This window comes from Arthrobacter sp. 10N44_2, from assembly GCF_056394385.1.
Map to the genome: position 1 here is coordinate 115,177 of NZ_JBFTHT010000008.1, position 20,346 is coordinate 135,522.

The window sequence follows — 20,346 nt, forward strand, 5'->3', positions numbered from 1 at the left end:
TCAGAGCCTGCCGCACAGCCGGAGCAGCCGGAACGCCGAACGCCGGCCGGCCCAGTACGCGATGCACGCCACGACGGCGATAACGCCGAGGACCTTCACCGGGCTGGACAATTGCTCCGCCGCGATTCCCTTGGCGAGGCTCAGCGCATCCAGGCTGCCGTCCGGCGCGGCCGCCGCCGATACAGGCACAGGGACCGGTTCCGGCGCCGCCGCCGCCGAGACAGGCACAGGGACCGGTTCCGGCGCGGCCGCCGCCGACGCGGGGACCGGAGCCGGGGTGGGTTCGGGGACCGCCGCAGGGGTCGGTCCCGCAGGGGCTTCCTGCGCAGGGGGTGCTGCCTCAGTGAGCATGGCCTGCAGATTCTTCGCGAAGAGCGACATCATCTGCTCCGTGACGCCGCCGATCACCCCCTTGCCCATGGCCGCTGCCTTGCCGGACAGCGCCAGGTCTGCGCTGACGGAACCCCGTGTGGCCGCTCCGTCCTCGGCCAGCACCAGGGTGACGGTGGCCTCGGCGGTGCCTTGTCCGCGGGTCTCCTGGGCCTTGCCGCCAAGGACCGCACGATGTTCCGGGGCGTTTCGTTCAATGACGTTCAGCAGGCCCTTGTATTGCATCGTGACCGGGCCGAGCTTTACCGTCATGCCCACTTGGTAGGCGTCGTCCGAGAGCTTGTTCAGGATCCTGGCCCCCGGAAGGCAACCCGCCACCCGTTCAAAGTCCATCAGCGTGTCCCACACCTGGCTTATTGGTGCGACCACCGAGAACGTGCTGTCAATGTGCATGGGCTGGTTCCTTGCCTCTCGCTCGTTCGTGCGTGTCCTGTGAAGGCGGCCCCTCACCGCGAATGGCGGCAGCCACCTGCGCCAAGGCCCGGTAGCTGTGGCCGCTGACGAAGGCGTCGCAGTAGGGCAGGGCCGCCGCCATGCCGCCCACGAGGGGCCGGTACTGCGGGGCTGCCTTGCGCGGATTCACCCAGATGATCCGGTGGGCGAGCCGGCGCAGGCGCGCCATCTGCGCCGCGACCTGTTCCGGATCCTCGTAGGCCCAGCCGTCCGAAAACACCACCACCACAGCGCCCCGCGCCAGTCCGCGGCGGCCGTGCTCGTCGACGAAGCGCCGGAGGCATTCGGCGATCCGGGTTCCGCCGGCCCAGTCCGGCGCGGAGACAGCGGCGCGGGCCAGGGCCCGGTCCGGATCACGCAGGGCCAGTTGCCGTGTCAGCCTGGTCAGCCTGGTGGAGAAGACAAAGGCTTCCGCCCCGGCCCGGGTCACGGCGCCCTGCAGGAAGGATACGAAGACCCGGGAGTAGGGTTCCATCGATCCCGAAACATCGCAGAGCAACACCAGTTTGCGGCGCTGCTCGCGCCGGCGGGCATAGAGCAGCAGCGGGGCGTCGGTCCCGGACCGGCGGGCAGCGCGCACTGTCGCCCGGACATCCAGGCTCGCCGTGCTGTGGGCCGACGTGCGCGTGCGGCGGCTCAGGCGCAGCGGCGTCGCGAGCTGCAGCGCCGCCGCCAGCCGCCGGACCGCCGCTACTTCATCGGCGGAAAGCTCGGCGAAGGATGTCACCTGCAGGTGTTCGTCTGCGGAAACCATGGCAAGGACGGCCTCCCGGTCAGTGCGGCCGTCCTCCGCGGAGCCGTCCCGGCCGGGGAAGGCCAGGCGCGGCCGCTGCGGCGTGCCGGGGGCCGGGCCCGGCGTCTGGCTCCCTGGCGCTGCGGGCCTGGTCCGGAGCGCCGGTGCGGGCGGCGCCGCTGCCGCGCCGGGCACGCTGCCCGGCTGGGCGGGACCGGCGTTCCCGCGGAACACGGCCGCGAAGACGGCATCGAACACGGGCACTTCTTCGCGGGCGGACACGAGCACCACGCGGCAGGTCCAGTAGAGCTGCTCAAGCCGGGCCGGGGGGATCAGGTGGAGCGCCTCGGCGAGCCGCGCCGCCCGGTCCGGCGAGGTCGCCAGGCCGGCCCTCCGGATGGCCGTGACGAACGCGGCGGACAAGGCGGCCGCCTCGACCAATGGCGGCTGCGGCGGCTGATCGGTGGCACTGTTGTTCTGGGCGGGGCCGTGGTCTTCAGCCATCGGTGCCGTCCACGAGCCAGGCCGCGCCGCGGGAGCCGACGAGTTCGAGGTCATCGCGGTTCTTGACGATGGAGCCCCACGTCTGCTCGGTGGTGCCGGGGTCGATCCGCTCCACCCCCAGCACGGCCAGGGCCGAGACCCAGTCGATTGCCTCGGAGATCCCGGGCGGCTTGGCGAGGTCCAGGGTGCGCAGCCGGGTGATGACGGCAGCGGCCTGGAGGGCCAGCGGGCCGCTGCTGGCAGGAACCCGGCGGCGCACGATCTCGGCAATCCGGGCGGGTCCCGGGTAGTCGATCCAGTGGTACAGGCAGCGGCGGGTCAGGGCGTCGTGAAGGTCCCGGGTCCGGTTGGAGGTCAGGATCACGATGGGGGGATGGGTGGCGCGGATTGTGCCCAGCTCCGGGATGGTGACGGCGGATTCGGCCAGCAGTTCAAAGGTGAAGGCCTCGAATTCGGCGTCGGCGCGGTCGATCTCGTCCAGGAGCAGCACGGCAGGCCGCGGGCCGGGATGTTCCAGCGCCTGCAGGAGCGGGCGCCGCAGCAGGTACTGGGAGGCAAACAGGTCCGTTTCCGTGACCTCGGTGTCGCGGACTTCGGCCAGCCGGATGCCGAGCAGCTGGCGCTGGTGGTTCCACTCATAGAGGGCCTCACCGGCGTCGATTCCCTCGTAGCACTGCAGCCGGTACAGCGGGGTGTCGAGGAGCTCGGCCAGCGCCTTAGCGGCCTCCGTCTTTCCGACCCCCGCCTCGCCCTCGAGCAGGATGGGCTGCGGCAGGCGGACAGCCAGGAACAGGGCCGTCGCCAGTCCGACGTCGGCCAGGTAGTTGGCCCGGTCCAGCGCGGCCATCAGCGATCCGACATCCGGGACCCGGCGCCGCACGTCCTCCTCCGCGCCAGCCCGCGCCGCCGCCGTCATAGGGCCCCCAGCAGCCCGGCAAGGAGGCGCCGGTAGTCGTCTTCGGTGTCGACGTCCGGGGGGACGGGGCCGGCTGTGCGGACCTCGACGACGTCGTCCGCCCGCTGTGCCAGGAGCTTCCAGACGGCTTTGTCCCCGTGCAGGGCGGCCAGGTCCGGCAGCAGGCGCCGGGCAAACGCCATCGGGTGGCCCACGCCGTCGTCGTAGCGGCACACCGCGATGCCGGCAGTGTGCGCAGGAGTGGGCTGCAGGGCGCCAAGCACTGCGCGGACGCTCGCGGCCCGGACACCGGGCTGATCGCCGAGCAGCAGGACGACGGCGCTGGTGCCCGGATGGAGGGCGGCGAGCGCCGTGGCGATCGAGGACGCGCACCCTTCGCCGAAGTCCGGGTTGAGCACCACATCGCAGCCGCTGGTGTCCACAGTGCGCTCCACGTCGGCCGCTACGCCGCCCAGGGCCAGCACCGTCTGGCCGAAGCCACAGTCCCGGGCAGTCGCCAGGACGGCATCGAGCAGCACTCCGGCGCCGTAGGGCAGCAGCTGCTTCGGCCGGCCCAGTCGCCGGGAACCGCCCGCGGCCAGGATGATGCCGGCGGTCCGGGGCCCGGGGCTTTCTGCCGCCGGCAACGGGTCAGGTCGTAACGGCATAGCGTTCCGGATCTTTGCGGAAGGCGGCCCGGCAGCCGGGCGAGCAGAAGTAGACGGCGGCCCCTTCGTGAACCAGGTGCAGGGACGATTCGAGGGCCGGGACAGACATGCCGCACACCGGGTCGACCGCGCTCGCCGGCCCCGGTGGTGCCGGCTCGGATGGAACTGGCTCCGATGGTACTGGCTCCGTGCCGAAGCTCGTGGCGGCCGCGGCAGCGGACGCCAGGGGCGGGGCGGCGCGCCGCGCCCTGGACCGTTCACCGACCAGCTGGGCGAGGATGGACAGGGCGATCTCCCCGGGGGTCCGGGCGCCGAGTTGCAGCCCGGCCGGTGTGAAAACCCGCCGCCGCAGGGCGTCGTCGACGTCGAGGGATTCCAGGACGGCGGCGCCGCGGGTTCTACTGGCCACGAGGGCAACGTAGGGGACGCCGGCCCGCAGGGCGGCTTCCAGGGCACGCTCTTCCGCTTTTCCGTGCGAGGCGACAATCAATGCCGCGTCGTCCCCGCGGGGATCTGCGGATTCGCCGTCCGTCAGTTCGACTTCGAGGCCGACGCCGGAGCCGAGCGTTTCCAGGGCCTGCGCCACCGGCGTCGTGCCCACCACCACGACACGGGGCGCCGGAATCCGCGGCTGGAGGAAGATCTCGATCGCCCCGCCGCTCAGGCACGGGTTGGTGACCTCGACGGCGCCTTCCTCCGCGGTGCGGGACGGTTCTCCGGGCAGCACCCGCAGCAGGAGGGGTTCCTGGGTGGCCAGGACCTGCCGGCTGTACTCGCGCACCGACTCCTCCACGCAGTTTCCGCCCACAAAGCCGTGGATCTCTCCGCCGGGCAGCACCAGGGCGGTGTCCCCGGCGTGGGCGCTCGTCGGATGCTGGGCGCGGACCACCGTGGCATGGACGAACGGCTCGCGGCGGCTGGCGAGTTCATCGGCCCTGGCGGCCAGGGATCCTGCGGTGGAGGCCATCAGATCGGCGGCCGGGCCCGGCCCTGCATGGCAGCCCAGACGCGGGCCGGGGTGCAGGGCATGTCCATATGTGTGACGCCGAACGGCGCCAGGGCATCGACAATAGCGTTGACGATCGCCGGCGGTGAGCCGACTGTGGCGGACTCGCCGATGCCCTTCGCCCCGATCGGGTGGTGCGGGGAGGGCGTGACAGTGAATCCGGTTTCCCAGTCCGGCACTTCCATGGCCGTGGGGATCAGGTAGTCCATGAAGGACCCGGCGAGGCAGTTGCCGTCCTCGTCGAACTCGATGATCTCCATCAGGGCCATGCCCACACCGTCCGTCAGCCCGCCATGCACCTGGCCTTCGATGATCATCGGGTTGATCCTGGTGCCGCAGTCATCCACCGCGATGAAGCGCCGCACTTTGACCTGCCCCGTGCCGGGATCGATGTCGACGACGCAGATGTAGGCGCCGAACGGGAAGGTCAGGTTCGGCGGGTCGTAGGTGACCTCGGCGTCGAGGTTTCCGTCCACGCCCTCAGGCAAGGCAACGGTGCCGTGGGCGCCCATGGCGATCTCGGCCATGGTCTTGCCGACGCTCGGATCGCCTTTGACGAACCAGCGGCCCTTTTCCCATTCGAGGTCCTCGGGGCGGGTCTCCAGCATCGCCCCGGCGATCAGTTTCGCCTTCTCGCGCACCTTCCGGGCTACAAGGGCCACGGCGCCGCCGCTGACCGGCGTCGAACGGCTGCCGTACGTGCCCAAGCCGAACGGCGTCTGGTCGGTGTCCCCGTGCACCACCTCGATGTCCTCCGGCGGGATGCCGAGTTCTTCCGCCACGATCTGGGCGAAGGTGGTCTCGTGGCCCTGGCCCTGGCTCTGCACCGAGATGCGCACCACGGCCTTGCCAGTGGGGTGGACGCGCAGTTCAGCGCCGTCGGCCATGCCGAGGCCCACAATGTCGAAGTGCTTCCTTGGCCCGGCTCCGACGACTTCCGTGAAGAAGGAAACCCCGATGCCCATGAGTTCCCCGCGTTCGCGTTTCTCGGCCTGCTCGCGGCGGAGGTCCTCGTATCCGGCGAGCTGCATCGAGAGGCGCATGGCGGCCTCGTAGTTGCCCGAGTCGTAGACCCAGCCGGTCTTGTTGGCATAGGGGAACTGCTCCGGCTTGATGAAGTTCTTCAGCCGCAGTTCCGCCGGGTCCATGTCCAGCTTGCGGGCAAGGATGTCGACCATCCGCTCCACGAGGTACACGGCCTCGGTAACCCGGAACGAGCACGCGTACGCGACCCCGCCGGGCGCCTTGTTGGTATAGACGCCGGTGACGGAGCAGTGGGCGGCCGCGAGGTCGTAGCTGCCGGTGAAGATGGAGAAGAATCCGGCCGGGTTCTTGGTGGGCTGGGCCGTGGCGTTGAACGCGCCGTGGTCGGCCAGCACGTGGGTGCGCAGGGCGAGGATCTTGCCGTCCCTGGTCGCCGCGATTTCGCCCTGCATGATGTAGTCCCGGGCGAACGAGGTCGACATCAGGTTCTCGGAGCGGTCCTCCACCCACTTGACCGGGCGGCCGGAGACGATCGAACCGACGACGGCGAGGATGTAGCCGGGATAGATCCCGACCTTGTTGCCGAAACCGCCGCCGATATCGGGGGAGACGATCCGGATCTTGTGCTCGGGGATGCCGGCGACGATCGCGAACAGGGTCCGGTGCGCGTGCGGTGCCTGGGTGGTCTCGTAGAGCGTCAGCTTGCCGTTGACGGCGTCGAAATCGGCGACGGCGCCGCACGTCTCCATCGGTGCGGGATGGACCCGCGGGTAGACGATCTCCTGGCTGACCACAACATCCGCGGAGGCGAACACCGCATCAGTTTCGGCCTTGTCGCCCATCTCCCAGTCGAAGATCCGGTTGTCCGTCCGGCCCTCGATCTCATCGCGGATCACCGGGGCGTCCGGGTCCAGTGCCTTGCGGGCGTCCACCAGCGGGGGAAGGACTTCGTATTCGACGTCGATCAGCTCCAGGGCGTCCCGTGCGGCGTAACGGTCCTCGGCCACGACAAACGCGACTTCCTGCCCCTGGAACCGGACTTTGTCGGTCACCAGCACGGCCTGGACATCCGCCGATAGTGTCGGCGCCCACGCGAGCTTGAGGCCCAGAAGGTCCTTGCCGGTGATGACTGCGACCACTTTCGGATGCGCGAGGGCGTTGGTGGTGTCGATGGACACGAGCCGGGCGTGCGCCACCGGAGCGCGCAGGATGGCGCCGTGCAGCATCCCCGGCAGCACGATGTCGTCCACGTAGTGCCCCTTGCCGCGCACGAAGCGCGGGTCTTCCTTCCGCTGGATGCGGCCATAGCCGATCGGACGGTCCTCATCGCCTGCGGCCGGGTTTGACGGCCGGTCATGGATGACGGTCATGCCTTCACCTCCGTGTCTTCTGTTTCCGCCGTGACATCCGGGACGCGGGCATCCGGGACGGCGGTGTCCGTGTCGGCCAGGCCTTCCTCGGCTGCCGGCGCATCGTCCGCGCCGCCGCCGGCCGGGTGGGCGGCGGCCCACTGCACCGAGCGGACAATCGTGGCGTAGCCCGTGCACCGGCAGATCTGCCCGGAAATAGCCTGCCGGATCTCGGCGTCGTCCGGGTGCGGATTCTTATCCAGCAGCGCGCGGGCCGTGAGCATCATCCCCGGGGTGCAGAAGCCACACTGCAGCCCGTGCTCTTCCATGAAACCCTGCTGGACGGGGTCGAGGGTGCCGCCGCTGGCCAGCCCCTCGACGGTGCGGATGTCGTGCCCCGCGGCCATGGCGGCCAGGACGGTGCAGGACTTCACGGGCTGTCCGTCCATCAGGACCACGCACGTCCCGCAGTTGCTTGTGTCGCATCCCCAGTGCGTACCGGTGAGGCCCAGGACCTCGCGGATGTAGTGGACCAGGAGCACCCGGGGCTCAATCTCGCTCGTGACGTCGGTGCCGTTCACGGTCATGCTGATCTGCATCGGCTTCAGCCTTCCTGCATCTGGGCGGCGCGGGCACAGGCCCGCCGCAGTACCCGTTGGGTGAGCTCATCGGCGAGATGCCGCTTGTAGTCGACGGGGCCGCGCTGGTCAGCCACCGGATCGCAGGCCTCCGCTGCCAGCCTGCCCGCCTCGGCGAACAGCTCCTCCTCCGGATGCCGGCCGCGGAGCACGGCGGCGGCCCCGGCCAGGGGGTGGTCGAGGCCCAGGGCGGTGAGCCCGACGGCGGCGTCGTCGACAGTGCCGTCCGCGGTGAGGGTGACAGCGGCACCGGCGGCACCGACTGCCCAGTCTCCGACCCGGCGTTCGACCTTTTCATAGGCACTGCCCGACCGGGGGCGGATGCCGAACCTGAGTTCGCAGAGCAGTTCATCGTGCCCGACCGCGGTTTCATAGGGTCCGCGGTGGAACTCGGACATGGACAGGATGCGCTCGCCGCCCGGTCCGCGGATCACTGCCTCGGCGCCCAGGACATCACACACCGTGGAGAGGTCCTCGGCCGGGTCGGCCTGGCAGAGCGAGCCGCCAATGGTGCCGCGGTTGCGGACCACGGGGTCGGCGATCACCCGCTCGGCGTCCCGAACGATGGGGAACAGCCCGGCCACCTCGTCCGACTCGAGCAGGGTGGTGTGGCGCGTCAGGGCGCCGACCCTTAGCTTGTTGCCGTCACGGAGGATGAAATCGAGCTCGTATAAGTCATTGATGTCGATCAGCCATTCGGGCCGGGAGAGGCGGAGCTTCATCATCGGCAGGAGGCTATGGCCGCCGGCAACCACCCGCGATTCGGGTCCGTACCGGGCAAGGAGTTCCAGTGCGTTCTCCACCGTAGTGGCGCGCACGTAGTCAAATGGAGCCGGAATCTGCATAGTCCCTACCTCACTCCGAAAGGCCGGCGGCGTGGAGTAGCAGCTGCCTGGCGCCGGATTGAGGTCAGTCTTGCCCCGGCCTGACAGGGCTGTCAATATCGTCATAAGCGAAAGGTTATGAAGCCGTGGCGATGACATTGGGACAGTTGCGGACGTTCGCCCTGGTGGCCAAGCTGGGTTCCCTCCATGCGGCCGCCGTCCAGCTCGGAGTCAGCGAACCGGCAGTATCGACGGCGCTCGCCGCACTCAGGCAGGATCTGGGCGACCCGCTCTTCGTGCGCGCCCATGGCGGGATTGCGCTGACTCCCGGCGGCCGGGCGCTCGCCGAACATGCCCAGGACATCGTGGGACTGGCGGACCGGGCCCGGTGGGAGGTGGCACATGCCCAGACCGAGACCGGGCGCCTGAAAATCGTGGCGACGGCGCCGTTTGCCGAGCACGCGGCGGGGCGCCTGCTCGACCTTTTCACCCGCCGGGTTCCCGGGGCCTCCGTCGATGTGGTGGTGGAGGAGGCCGAGGACATCGCCTCGCTGATGCGGGAACGCGTCTATGACATCGCTTTGGGGGCCAGGCCCGCCGCCCGCAACGGCTCCCTCGCCAACGGTACTGGCGACGTCGGCATCGACTCCGTCCCGTTCCTGCGGTACCAGCGGATCGTCGTGGCGGCCGCCGGGCATCCGATCGCCGCCCTCCACGGGCCGGTCGCGCCGGCCGAACTGGTGCGCAGACCCTGGTTTGCCGGCCCCGCCGGCATTCAGGCGGCCAGCGAGGAGGGCCGGTGGCTGGCTGCCCAGTCGGTGGCGCCGGAGATCGTCCGGTTGAGCAGCGAAACGGAGGCCCTGGCCGCCGTCAGGGCCGGAGAGGGAACCATGCTGGCGCTGGGGCATATTGTCCGGGCTGAAATCCGCAGCGGTTCCCTGGTCCGTGTGCCGGTAGCCGGAACGCCGATCTCCGGACTCTGGTGGGCCAGTACCCTGGACCGCGGCCGGGCCACCACCATGGCGCGGACCCTCCAACGGTTTGCCGGCACCGCCGACGCCACCGCGGCCATGGTGGCCCCCGGCGGTTCCCGAGGGCTGGAACGGCGGGGATCCAAGTTCCACGTGGCGCTCTGGAGCTGAGGGGCCGCCTGCGTGCCACCTGCCGCCTGCCGCTGTGTCGCGTTGCGCAACGCCGGGGGCGGGTGCTACCCCTTGAGGGTTAGACGATCCATTCACCCTGCGAGAAGGAGTAGCAATGACGTTGTCCCGAGACGAAGACAGCTCGCTGCGGCATTGGAGCAGCCGGCTGATCCAGGCGCTGCAGATCCTCGACCTGGAAGTCGACCACGAAAAGATCGTCCAGGTGGCGGAGGAATCGGTCAAAGCCGTCGGGCCGCATGCGGACGCGATCAGTGCGTTCATCGTGGGCTACGCGGCGGGTACTGCGTCCACCAAGGGCCGCAAGGGCACGCAGGAGGCTGTGCACGCCGCGTCGAACAAGGTCATCGAGCTCTGCGAACATGGCGAGTCGGGCGGCCCGGACGAAGAAGGCTGGACCAAGAGGGCCCAGTAGCCCGCCCCGCGAGCACCCTGGAAGCACGCCGGACCTGATGCACAGGGATCACGCCATGCGCGCGGTCCGCAGCCACTGGACATGCTCCGCGGTGGGGGGCGGGCATGGGCATGTTGGTGTTATGTCCACTCGCCGTGGCCGGGGCGGGGCATGTCCGGTGGTGCGGACTGGCCCGGCCCCGGCTGACGGGTGCCTAGCGTGAGGCCACCCGGGCAGGGGCTGTTGCCGCGCCGTCGGGTGTCTGGTCCAGGCTCGGCTCGAGCCGGACGATGACTGCCTTCGAGACTGGCGTGTTGCTGCCTTCGGCCGTGTGGTTCAGCGGCACCAGCACGTTGGCTTCGGGGTAATAGGCAGCAGCGCAACCGCGTGCCGTGGGGTACGACACCACACGGAACTTGCGCACCACGCGTTCCTCACCGTCGTCGTATACGCCGCGGACGTCCACATATTGCCCGTCCGCAAGGCCGAGTTCGGCGATGTCGTCAGGGTTCACGAACACCACATGTCGGCCCTTCTTGATGCCACGGTAGCGGTCGTTGTGCGAGTAGATGGTGGTGTTGAACTGGTCGTGGGAGCGCATGCTCTGCAGGATCAGGGTTCCCTCCGGCCGTTCGACAAGTTCAAGATCATTGGCTGTCAGCACGGCCTTGCCGGTGGGCGTGGGGAAAGTGCGGGAGTCGCGGGGACCGTGGGCGAGGACAAACCCGCCTTCCTGCCGGATCCGCTGGTTGTAGTCCTTGCAGCCGCCCACCACGCGCGAAATATGGTCCCGGATGAGGTCGTAGTTCTTCTCATAGCCGTCCCAGTTGGCCCTGATCTTGTCGCCCACCAGGAGTTTGCCCAGCCGGCTCACGATGGCCGGCTCCGAGAGCAGATGGTGGGACACCGGCTCGACGCTGCCCCAGGACGGGTGCACTGCGCAGACGGTGTCCTCCACCGACACGAACTGGGGACCGGATTCCTGGATATCGATCTCGGTCCGGCCCATCGTGGGGAGGATCAGGGCCTCGCGGCCCGTCACAGTGTGCGAGCGGTTCAGCTTGGTCGAGATCTGGACCGTCATCTCCGTGTTTTGCATGGCAGCCTCGGCGGCGTTCGTGTCCGAGATGGCACCCACCAGGTTGCCGCCCAGGGCGACGAATACCTTGATCTCGCCCGCGCGCATCTTGTTGATGGTCTCGACGGCGTCCGCGCCGTGTTCGCGGGGCGGCTCGAAGTCGAACTCCTCGCCGAGGGCCTCCATGAAGGACTGCGGCATTTGCTCCCAGATGCCCATGGTCCGGTCGCCCTGCACATTGCTGTGCCCGCGGATGGGGGAGGCGCCGGCGCCTGGCTTGCCGATATTGCCGCGCAGCAGCAGGAGGTTGATGATCTCCTTGATGGTGGCAACACCCTTCTTCTGCTGGGTGATGCCCATGGCCCAGGTGATGATGACTTTCTCGGCCTTGAGGTAGCGGGCGGTCAGCTCATCGATGTCCTCGCTGCGCAGGCCCGTGGCCTCAAGCACTGTGCCTTCATCCAGCCCGGCGAGGTGTTCCTTGAGCTCCTCGAGCCCCTCGCAGTGTTCGGCCAGGAAGGCGTGGTCCAGGACCGTCCCGGGGTTCTTGGCCTCGGCGTCGAGCACGCGCTTGGACACGGCCTGCAGCAGCGCCATGTCCCCGCCGATCCGGATCTGGAGGAACTGGTCCGCGATCTGGACGCCGTGACCGACGACCCCGTTGACCTGCTGCGGGTTCTTGTACCGGCGCAGGCCCGCTTCGGGGAGGGGGTTGACGGCCACGATCTCACCGCCGTTGCGCTTGCACGCCTCGAGTTCGGTCATCATCCGGGGGTGGTTGGTGCCGGGGTTCTGGCCCATGATGATGATCAGGTCGGCTTTGGCGTAGTCGTCGAAGCTGACCGTCGCCTTGCCGATGCCGATGGTCTGGCCCATGGCCCAGCCGGAGGATTCGTGGCACATATTGGAGCAGTCCGGCAGGTTGTTGGTGCCGTAGCCGCGGACCATGAGCTGGTAGAGGAAGGCAGCCTCGTTCGAGGTCCGGCCGCTCGTATAGAACGCCGCCTGGTCGGGGGAGTCCAGACCCTTGAGCTTGTCGGCCACGAGCCGGAGCGCCTCGTCCCAGCTGACCCCCTTGTAGTGGTCCTCGCCGGCGGCCTTGTACACCGGTTCGGTCAGGCGGCCCTGCATGCCAAGCCAGTACTCGGTCTGGCTGCGCAGGTCGCTGACGGCATTCTCGGCCCAGAAAGTTTCGGGAACCACCACCGGGGTCGCTTCCCAGGTCACCGCCTTGGCCCCGTTCTCGCAGAACTCGAATGCCTTGCGGTGGTGGGGATCCGGCCACGCGCAGCTCGGACAGTCGAAGCCGTCCTTCTGGTTCATCGCCATGACGGTCTTGCGGGTCCGGTTCAGCCCCATCTGTTCGATGGCCGGCTTCATGGAGTGGTACACGCCCGGGACGCCGGCTGCCCAGCTTTTCGGCCCGTCTCCGACGACGAGATCCTTTTCGGACGGTTCCTCGATGTGAGGAGTCTTGCGAGTCACGTGAACTTCCCTTCTGCAACCACCACCCGGATGGGGCGGCGTGCTGATCTGCCACTCTGCACCTTACCGTCAGGCCTATCAGCTTGATCGGAGCGCCGCAAGCAATTGCCCGGCACACGTCCATGCACTGCGCGCGCCCCCATTAGCAGCACCACCTTGGCGCAAGCTGGGGATCTGCTGTGCACCGGCCTCAGGTAGCGGAGGCCAAAAAACGGGTCCTCGGGGGGTATCCGTTACTCGGCTGTTATTCGTCGACAGTGCGCCCGTGCAGTCGTTCCCGCGTAGGCTGCGGCGGCGCCGTCGAGCACAGGGCGAGTGGCCTAAAGCGTCTGCGCACGTAGCCCCAGAGCATGGTCCGGGTAGCCAGGGGCCACGGATAGCACCGGACTGCGGTCCGGATCGTCAGTTACCGGCCGGTTCCAGTTTTCTCCAAGGAATCACCCAGCACTCTTGCACCATCACTCACTCTAAGAGGCAGGTGTGCAATGAATTTGTTCGCATGCAGGAAGGTCGACGGCCAAAGACGTGTCTTTAGTCGGCCAACCCGCGCAGTAGCCGCAGGGACAGCGATGACCCTGCTCAGTTTCATCGGACTCACCACCACGGCGCTTGGCGCCAACGCCGCACCGGCACCCGTCGGCGCAGGCTTCACCGTTACCCCGGCCGACCTGGCCTACATCCTCAAGCAGATCAAGATCGCCGAGGCCCACGTCGCCAACACGACGTCGGCCACGGGCCCCTGTGGGGCGCTTGTGGGAACAGGCCCCAACCAGATTCCCGACGCCCTCACCTCGTACGGTCTCCGCACGGTTGACGGCTCCTGCAACAACCTGATCAAGGGCCGTGAAACGTTTGGCGCCGCCGATCAGGTTTTCCCGCGTCACACGACGCCGTCGTTCAGCAGCGCGGATAGCGTCCCGGCCGGTTTCGGCCCTGCCGGGACTTCCTCCTACGCGCAAAAGTCGGGCAATGTGTTCGACTCCCAGCCCCGCCAAATCAGCAACCTGATCGTGGACCAGACGGCCACGAATCCCGCCGCTGTGGCCGCTGCCGGGTTCCCGGTCCGGACCCAAGGCAATCCGGGGCTGTTCCCCTGCACCACCGATCCTGATCCGTTGGCGGTACCGCCGGTCGAGGCTGTGCCGGCCGGCTGTGTCCCCACCGGAGACACGCTGTTCATTCCGAACGTCACCACCGACGTCGGACTCTCCCCGCCGTACAACTCGCTGTTCACCCTGTTCGGGCAGTTCTTCGACCACGGTGTGGACCAGACGGTCAAGGGCGGCGGAACGGTGTTCGTTCCGCTCAAGGCCGACGACCCGCTGATCACGGTGGGCCCCGACGGCAAAGCCGGCACGGGCGACGAAGTACCCGCCAACAGCCCCAGCGCATTCATGGTCCTCACCCGGGCACAGAACCAGCCCGGCACCGACGGCATCCTGGGCACCGCGGATGACGTGCAGGACGCCGCCAACACGGACTCGCCCTATGTGGACCAGTCCCAGACGTACACGTCACACCCCTCCCACCAGGTGTTCCTGCGGGAGTACATCAACAACGCCGCGGGCAGGCCTGTCTCCACCGGCAAGCTGCTCGGCGGTCCTGCCGGCCCCACCGCCGGCGGCATGTCGACGTGGAAAGACGTGAAGTCGCAGGCGGCGATCTTCCTGGGCCTCCGGCTCGAGGACAAGGATGTCACCAACATCCCGATGATCGCAGCGGACCCGTACGGCAAGTTCATCCCCGGTCCCGCCCGCGGCCTGCCGCAGTTCGTCACCCAGACCGGCCTGGTCGAGGGCAACACTGCTGCCCCCGTTCCAGTGCCGGCGAACGTGCGGCACTTCGACACGCCGTTCCTGACCGACATCGCGCACAACGCGGACCCGGGAACCGTGGGGCCCTGCACAACTGCCATCGGCGTAACGCCCCGGGTCCCGGCCGGTTGCCTGAGCCCGGACGCTGACACCACGGCGTCGGCAGACTTCGCCAGCCAGCCCGCCGGGACTTACGACGACGAAATGCTCAACGCGCATTTCTGCGCCGGTGACGGGCGTGTCAATGAGAACATCGGCCTGACCGCCATCCACCAGGTGTTCCACTCGGAGCACGACCGGCTCGTGGCGGATATCGAGAACACCCTCACCAACGACACTTCGACCACCGGCGTTGCCGCGCTGGCCGAGTGGAAGCTGGCCGCGGGTGCCAACGGGTGGAACGGCGAGCGGCTGTTCCAGGCAGCCCGGTTTGTCACGGAAATGGAATACCAGCACCTCGTCTTCGAGGAGTTCGGCCGCAAGGTCCAGCCGGCAATCCAGCCCTTCCACGTCTACCACACGGAAATCAACGCGGCGATCCGGGCGGAATTCGCCCACGCGGTCTACCGGTTCGGGCACTCCATGCTGACCGAGACCATCGCCCGTACCAACCCGGACGGCACCGAGAACAACGTCTCCCTGCTCAACGGCTTCCTGAACCCGCCCGAGTACGTCAACAACGGCACTCCTGCCGGGATGACCTCGGAAGAAGCCGCAGGCAGCATCGTCATGGGCATGAGCGACCAGGTCGGCAACGAACTGGACGAGTTTGTCACGGACACGCTGCGCAACAACCTCCTGGGCCTGCCCCTGGACCTGGCGACGATCAACATGACGCGCGCACGGTCTGAAGGCGTGCCGCCGCTCAACGAGCTGCGGCGCCAGATCAACAACGATACGGGCGATGCCCAACTGGCTCCCTACACGAGCTGGGCGGACTTCGGGCAGAACCTCAAGCACCCGGAATCGCTGGTCAACTTCGTTGCCGCCTACGGCACCTACCCGACCATCACCAGCGCAACCACGCTGGCGGCCAAGCGGGCAGCGGCCAAGACGATCGTTGATCCGGGCACCCTGGCAACTCCTCCCACGGCCGACATGTCGGACTTCATGAACAGTGCCGGACCGTGGGCGACGCAGGAGACCGGCCTGAACAAGGTCGACCTCTGGGTCGGCGGCCTGGCGGAGAAGACCAACCTCTTCGGCGGGCTCCTCGGCAGCACGTTCAACTACGTGTTCGAGAACCAGATGACCGACCTGCAGAACGGCGACCGGTTCTACTATCTCCTGCGCACCCCCGGCATGAACCTGCGGGCGCAGCTGGAGAGCAACTCCTTTGCCGAGATGATCATGCGCAACACCGACGCGAACTCGCTCAAGGCCGATGCGTTTGCCACCGCCGACTGCAAGTTCCAGCTGCGCAACCTGGCCGGTACTCCGGCGGGCTACACGGCATCGGGGGCCACAGTCGCGGATGACACGACCACCGAATGCCAGGAGAACCTGCTGCTCCTGCGCAAGCCCGACGGCACCATCCAGTACATGGAGAAGAACACAGTCGATCCCAGCGGCATCAACGGCCAGTCCGTTTACAACGGCACTGCCAGCGACGACCGCGTCACCGGCGGCAATGACAACGACACGTTTCTCGGCAACGAAGGCAACGACGTCATTGAGGGCAACGGCGGTGACGACATCGCGCTCGGCGGCATCGGCAACGACAGGATTACCGACCTGTCCGGCGCCGACGTCCTCAAGGGCGGTCCGGGCAACGACTACCTCAACTCCGGCATCGGCGATGACATCAACATGGGCGGCGACGGCCAGGACTTCACGAACGGCGGCGCGAACGACAACGAAACGTTCGCCGGTGAAGGAAATGACTTCGTGCAGTCCGGTGACGGCGCGGACGCCACGTTCGGCGACGGCGGTGATGACTGGATCCAAGGCGGGTCCGGCCAGGACCTGCTGATCGGCGATCACGGCGCCCCGTTCTTCGATGACCCGGCGCAGACGAAGCCCGGCAACGACATCTTCGTCGGCCAGGTGGGTGAAAACGACTACGACGCCGAAGGTGGCGACGACATCATGACCAGCAATGCCGCCATCGACCGCTACGCCGGTGCTGCCGGCTTCGACTGGGCCACGCACCAGTACGACACGGTGGCAGCCGATGACGACATGAAGATCAACAACAACCTGATCGGCGTCCCGCTCCCCGTCGTGGTCAACCGCGACCGCTGGCAGGAAGTGGAAGCCAACTCCGGTTCGAAGTTTGACGACGTCATCCGGGGCGACGACGCAGTGCCCAGCACCGTAGGTGGTGCAGGCTTCAGTGGCTGCGACGTCCTCGACCAGACGGGCATCAACCGGATCGCCGGCCTGCAGGCCATCCTGCCGGCACCGACCACCCCGCTGGCACCCGTGGCCGCACTCTCACCGATGGGCGTCTGCCCGCTGACCGGCCAGGTCTGGGGCGACGGCAACATCCTCATCGGCGGCCTTGGCAGTGACAAGATCGAAGGCCGTGGCGGCAACGACGTCATCGACGGCGACCGGTACCTGAAGATCCGCATCAGCGTGCGGAACGACGCAGGCGTCGAGATCGGCACCACCGACCTCATGGAGCGCCAGTACCAGACAGGCAACCCGCTGACCCTGGCAGCTGCAGTAGCGGCCGGCGTCGTCAACCCCGGGAACCTGGTGGCTGTCCGCGAAATCGTGACCCCCACCGCCCTCGAAACCGCGGGCAACCGGGACGTTGCGATCTTCGCCGGACCGCGGGCCAACTACACCGTCACCACCACCGGCGGCAACGGCACGATCGGTTCGGCGGGCTCGACCACCACGGTGGTCGACAACGTCGGCGTCGACGGCACGGACACGATCCGCAACATCGAGTTCCTGCGGTTCTCCGACACCGTACTGCCAGGCGCTCCGGTCATCGGCACTGCAACCGCCGGCCCCGGGCAGGCAACGGTTCGCTGGACGGCACCGGCGGTCGGCCCTGCCGATGCCTTCTCTGTGAAGGTGCTCGACGTGACGACGAACCCGGCCGGCGTCCAGGTCGGTGCCCTGCGCACCGCTCCGGCAGGCGCCACCAGCCTGGTGGTAACCGGTCTGACCAACGGATCCCAATACCGGTTCCAGGTGCTCGCCAGCAACGCCCTCGGTGACAGCCCGTTCTCGGCACTCTCCAACACGGTGAGCCCGACGACGGCAACCGTACCGGGAGCGCCCACCATCGGGACGACCACGGCAGGGAATGCCTCGGTGACCGTGAGGTGGACCGCTCCGACGAACACCGGCGGATCGCCCATCACCGGCTACTCGGTGCGGGCCTTCGCCGGAACTGCCCTGATCAAGACGCAGGCAGTCACCGGAAACGTCGGAAGCGTCCTCGTGACGGGCCTGACCAACGGGACGGCGTACACGTTCGACGTCGCCGCAGTCAACGCAGTGGGTACGGGCGGATTCTCAGCCCGCACCGCAGCGGTGACACCACGTACCGAATTCGTGGCTCCCACCCTGACAGCGCGGACACCGGCATCCGGTGCCCGCTCCGTGAGCCAGACGGCGAATGTGACGGCGACTTTCAGCGAGGCGGTGACGGGAGTCAGCGGAACCACGTTCCAGTTGCGGCTCGGCACCACACTGGTTCCCGCCGTCGTGTCCTACAACGTGCTCACCCGGGTTGCGACTCTGGACCCGAGCATCACGCTGACGGCAGACCGGGTGTACACGGCTACCCTCTCGGGGATCCGTGACGTTGCGGGCAACACGATGGCGACGAGCACGTGGCAGTTCACCACGGGCCCGGCGCCCACTGTCACTGCCAGGACTCCCGTCGCGGGAGCCAGGGGGGTGCTGCGCAACAGCAACGTGACCGCCACGTTCAGTGAGGCCATCACCGGGTTCTCGTCGACCACAGCTTGGCTGACCAATCCGGCCGGGGCTCGGGTGACAGCGACCGTCACGTTCAACTCCGTGACAAGGATGCTGACTATCGACCCATCGGCCAGCCTGACCGCGAATACGCAGTACCTTGTCCACCTACAAGGTGGCACCGCCGCGATTCGTGATTTGGCAGGTAACCCGCTGGTCAACATCGGGTGGACATTCACCACGGGAACAGCACTGTAACAGCAGTCTGAGAACGCCGGCTGGCGGGGCCGCTACGGTCCGCCAGCCGGCTTCCTCACTTGTTGGAAAGCCACTTTCCGACACGGTATACAGCACTATTGCCCACTTGGAGGGGCCATGACTACACGACGAGAAATTTTCAAACTGGGCGCTGTCGGCGCCCTCGGCCTTGCCGGTTTCAAAGGCGGCGACGACGACATCCCGACGACGGGCACCACCGCGCCGGCCGCGACGCCGGTCACCGCCAGCCTTCTTGCACCGCAGAACATGCCTGTTCCCTATGCGGGAGTATTCCGCCGGCCGCCGGAACTGGTCCCCTTTCAGACGGGCTTCGACGGCGGCGACCCGGCCCGTCCTTTCGCCCGGTACGCCCTTACCCAGAAGCTCGGCCAGGCCCACTTCCTGCCCGGACTGAACACCACCGTCGCGGGCTACAACGGCATCTTCCCCGGCCCAACCATCCGGGCCACCCAGGGCACCCGGATCGAGGTGCGGATCCGCAACGCGCTGCCCGCCGCCGGGCTGGTTCAGCCGGCCCGCTTTGATACCGTCACCCACCTGCACGGCTCAGCGTCGCTGCCGCAGTACGACGGCTACGCCAACGACATCACCGTCCCGGGAAACGTCAAGAACTACCGGTACCCCAACTTTCAGACGGCTCGGACCCTCTGGTACCACGACCATAAGCACCACATCACCGCCCAGAACGTGTATTCGGGGCTCGCGGCCTTCTATCCACTGTCCGACAAGTTTGAGCGTGCCCAACTGCCGCAGGGCGAATTCGACGTACCACTCATGATCTCGGACGCCATGTTCAACGCCGACGGATCCCTCGCCTACAACGACAACGACGTCAAGGGACTCTGGGGCGACATCATCATGGTCAACGGCGTGCCGTGGCCCACCATGAAGGTCAAGCCCCGGATCTACCGCTTCCGGGTGCTCGACGCCTCGATTTCACGGTCCTACCGGCCCACGTTGTCCACCGGAGACCCCATCTACGTGGTGGGCACCGACGCCGGCATGACGCCCAAAGTGGAGGCCGTGAAATCGTGGCGGCAGGGCACAGCGGAACGCTATGAGGTGCTGATCGATTTCCGGAAATACCGGACCGGCCAGTTGATCGAGCTGCGGAACCTCAGCAACAAGAACAACATCGACTTCGCGAACACCAACAAGATCATGCGCTTCCAGGTAGTGGCCGACTCCGGGTCCGGGGCCGGCTCCATTTCCAGCATCCCGGCCACCCTGGACGACGGCGGCTCCGTCAACGCCTCCAAGGGGGGCATCCCCACCATGAGCCTCACCCCGGCGATGGCCAAGGCGAAGCGCGAGCTGAAATTTTTCCGGGACCACGGACAGTGGACCGTCAACGGCGTCACGTGGGCCGACGTGGAGAAGTCCGGGTTCACCAAGCTGTTCGGCAACCCCCAGCCCTTCGACGTCGAACAATGGACCATCATCAACGCGTCCGGGGGATGGTTCCATCCGGTACACATCCACCTCATTGACGCCAAGATCATCGCGAGAAACACCAACGGCGGCCTGCCGTTTGCCTGGGAAAAGGGCCCCAAGGATGTCTTCTACGCCGGCGAGAACGAGTCCATCACCGCCCTCATGCAGTTCGACACAGGTACCGGCGGGGGCGGGCGTTACATGATCCACTGCCACAACCTGGTCCATGAGGACCACGACATGATGGTGCAGTTCTCCGTGGGCGACCTCCGCACCAACGACCCCATCACTTCCGACCCGCCGACCCTGGACACCACTGCTCTGGACGCGTTCCCGCCGGTGTACCGGCCCGGACTGCCGGCGGGGACCTGAG

At 67.7% G+C, this 20,346-nt stretch carries 13 protein-coding genes; 4 read left to right on the forward strand and 9 right to left on the reverse strand.

What is annotated here, in order from left to right:
* From AC1DBX_RS10955 to AC1DBX_RS10990, 8 genes are read right to left on the reverse strand one after another with little or no spacing between them, the layout of a single operon-like run.
* Positions 1–783 carry an SRPBCC family protein gene (locus AC1DBX_RS10955; protein WP_476871523.1) on the reverse strand — a complete coding sequence of 261 codons (783 nt, stop codon included), beginning with the start codon at positions 781–783 and terminating at the stop codon, positions 1–3.
* The gene (locus AC1DBX_RS10960; protein ID WP_476931743.1) at positions 773–2,080 is read right to left on the reverse strand and encodes a vWA domain-containing protein; all 1,308 of its coding nucleotides are present in this window, start codon (positions 2,078–2,080) and stop codon (positions 773–775) included. Before AC1DBX_RS10960 ends, AC1DBX_RS10955 begins: the two co-directional genes overlap by 11 nt.
* Positions 2,073–2,996 (reverse strand): AAA family ATPase, encoded by a 924-nt coding sequence (locus tag AC1DBX_RS10965; protein ID WP_476849588.1) that lies wholly within the window; start codon positions 2,994–2,996, stop codon positions 2,073–2,075. The genes AC1DBX_RS10960 and AC1DBX_RS10965 overlap by 8 nt, the downstream gene beginning before the upstream one ends.
* Positions 2,993–3,643, reverse strand: a complete 651-nt coding sequence (locus AC1DBX_RS10970) for a nucleotidyltransferase family protein (RefSeq protein WP_476871525.1) — start codon at positions 3,641–3,643, stop codon at positions 2,993–2,995. Before AC1DBX_RS10970 ends, AC1DBX_RS10965 begins: the two co-directional genes overlap by 4 nt.
* A complete protein-coding gene (locus AC1DBX_RS10975; RefSeq protein ID WP_476849590.1) occupies positions 3,627–4,610 on the reverse strand; it encodes an XdhC family protein in 984 nt (327 codons plus the stop codon). Before AC1DBX_RS10975 ends, AC1DBX_RS10970 begins: the two co-directional genes overlap by 17 nt.
* The gene (locus tag AC1DBX_RS10980; protein WP_476871526.1) at positions 4,610–7,003 is read right to left on the reverse strand and encodes an aerobic carbon-monoxide dehydrogenase large subunit; all 2,394 of its coding nucleotides are present in this window, start codon (positions 7,001–7,003) and stop codon (positions 4,610–4,612) included. The genes AC1DBX_RS10975 and AC1DBX_RS10980 overlap by 1 nt, the downstream gene beginning before the upstream one ends.
* The gene (locus AC1DBX_RS10985; RefSeq protein WP_476871527.1) at positions 7,000–7,581 is read right to left on the reverse strand and encodes a (2Fe-2S)-binding protein; all 582 of its coding nucleotides are present in this window, start codon (positions 7,579–7,581) and stop codon (positions 7,000–7,002) included. The genes AC1DBX_RS10980 and AC1DBX_RS10985 overlap by 4 nt, the downstream gene beginning before the upstream one ends.
* A 5-nt stretch (positions 7,582–7,586) precedes the next feature.
* Positions 7,587–8,465 (reverse strand): FAD binding domain-containing protein, encoded by an 879-nt coding sequence (locus AC1DBX_RS10990; RefSeq protein WP_476871528.1) that lies wholly within the window; start codon positions 8,463–8,465, stop codon positions 7,587–7,589.
* 131 nt (positions 8,466–8,596) lie between these two features.
* On the opposite strand from AC1DBX_RS10990, the gene AC1DBX_RS10995 reads away from it, so the two are divergent.
* Both AC1DBX_RS10995 and AC1DBX_RS11000 read left to right on the forward strand, forming a co-directional pair.
* Positions 8,597–9,586 (forward strand): LysR family transcriptional regulator, encoded by a 990-nt coding sequence (locus AC1DBX_RS10995; protein ID WP_476871539.1) that lies wholly within the window; start codon positions 8,597–8,599, stop codon positions 9,584–9,586.
* Positions 9,587–9,701: 115 nt separating this feature from the next.
* A complete protein-coding gene (locus AC1DBX_RS11000; protein ID WP_476871529.1) occupies positions 9,702–10,019 on the forward strand; it encodes a DUF6457 domain-containing protein in 318 nt (105 codons plus the stop codon).
* A 193-nt stretch (positions 10,020–10,212) separates the two neighbouring features.
* Here the strand turns inward: AC1DBX_RS11000 and AC1DBX_RS11005 are convergent, their stop codons facing one another.
* Entirely contained in the window at positions 10,213–12,561 is a 2,349-nt protein-coding gene (locus AC1DBX_RS11005; RefSeq protein WP_476931744.1) for an FdhF/YdeP family oxidoreductase, read from the reverse strand.
* A 569-nt stretch (positions 12,562–13,130) separates the two neighbouring features.
* On the opposite strand from AC1DBX_RS11005, the gene AC1DBX_RS11010 reads away from it, so the two are divergent.
* Together AC1DBX_RS11010 and AC1DBX_RS11015 are read left to right on the forward strand one after the other, a co-directional pair.
* Complete coding sequence (locus tag AC1DBX_RS11010; protein WP_476931745.1) at positions 13,131–18,518, forward strand: peroxidase family protein; 5,388 nt, start codon at positions 13,131–13,133, stop codon at positions 18,516–18,518.
* A gap of 117 nt (positions 18,519–18,635) precedes the next feature.
* Positions 18,636–20,345, forward strand: coding sequence for a multicopper oxidase family protein (locus AC1DBX_RS11015; protein ID WP_476931746.1), 1,710 nt, complete (start codon positions 18,636–18,638; stop codon positions 20,343–20,345).
* Position 20,346 lies beyond the last annotated feature (1 nt).

Coding starts and splice junctions, on each gene's coding strand:
- AC1DBX_RS10995 (WP_476871539.1), top strand. CDS start 8,597: ATGACATTGGGACAGTTGCGGACGTTCGCCCTGGTGGCCAAGCTGGGT.
- AC1DBX_RS10980 (WP_476871526.1), bottom strand. CDS start 7,003: ATGACCGTCATCCATGACCGGCCGTCAAACCCGGCCGCAGGCGATGAG.
- AC1DBX_RS11015 (WP_476931746.1), top strand. CDS start 18,636: ATGACTACACGACGAGAAATTTTCAAACTGGGCGCTGTCGGCGCCCTC.
- AC1DBX_RS10975 (WP_476849590.1), bottom strand. CDS start 4,610: ATGGCCTCCACCGCAGGATCCCTGGCCGCCAGGGCCGATGAACTCGCC.
- AC1DBX_RS11010 (WP_476931745.1), top strand. CDS start 13,131: ATGACCCTGCTCAGTTTCATCGGACTCACCACCACGGCGCTTGGCGCC.
- AC1DBX_RS10970 (WP_476871525.1), bottom strand. CDS start 3,643: ATGCCGTTACGACCTGACCCGTTGCCGGCGGCAGAAAGCCCCGGGCCC.
- AC1DBX_RS10990 (WP_476871528.1), bottom strand. CDS start 8,465: ATGCAGATTCCGGCTCCATTTGACTACGTGCGCGCCACTACGGTGGAG.
- AC1DBX_RS10985 (WP_476871527.1), bottom strand. CDS start 7,581: ATGCAGATCAGCATGACCGTGAACGGCACCGACGTCACGAGCGAGATT.
- AC1DBX_RS10965 (WP_476849588.1), bottom strand. CDS start 2,996: ATGACGGCGGCGGCGCGGGCTGGCGCGGAGGAGGACGTGCGGCGCCGG.
- AC1DBX_RS11000 (WP_476871529.1), top strand. CDS start 9,702: ATGACGTTGTCCCGAGACGAAGACAGCTCGCTGCGGCATTGGAGCAGC.
- AC1DBX_RS10960 (WP_476931743.1), bottom strand. CDS start 2,080: ATGGCTGAAGACCACGGCCCCGCCCAGAACAACAGTGCCACCGATCAG.
- AC1DBX_RS10955 (WP_476871523.1), bottom strand. CDS start 783: ATGCACATTGACAGCACGTTCTCGGTGGTCGCACCAATAAGCCAGGTG.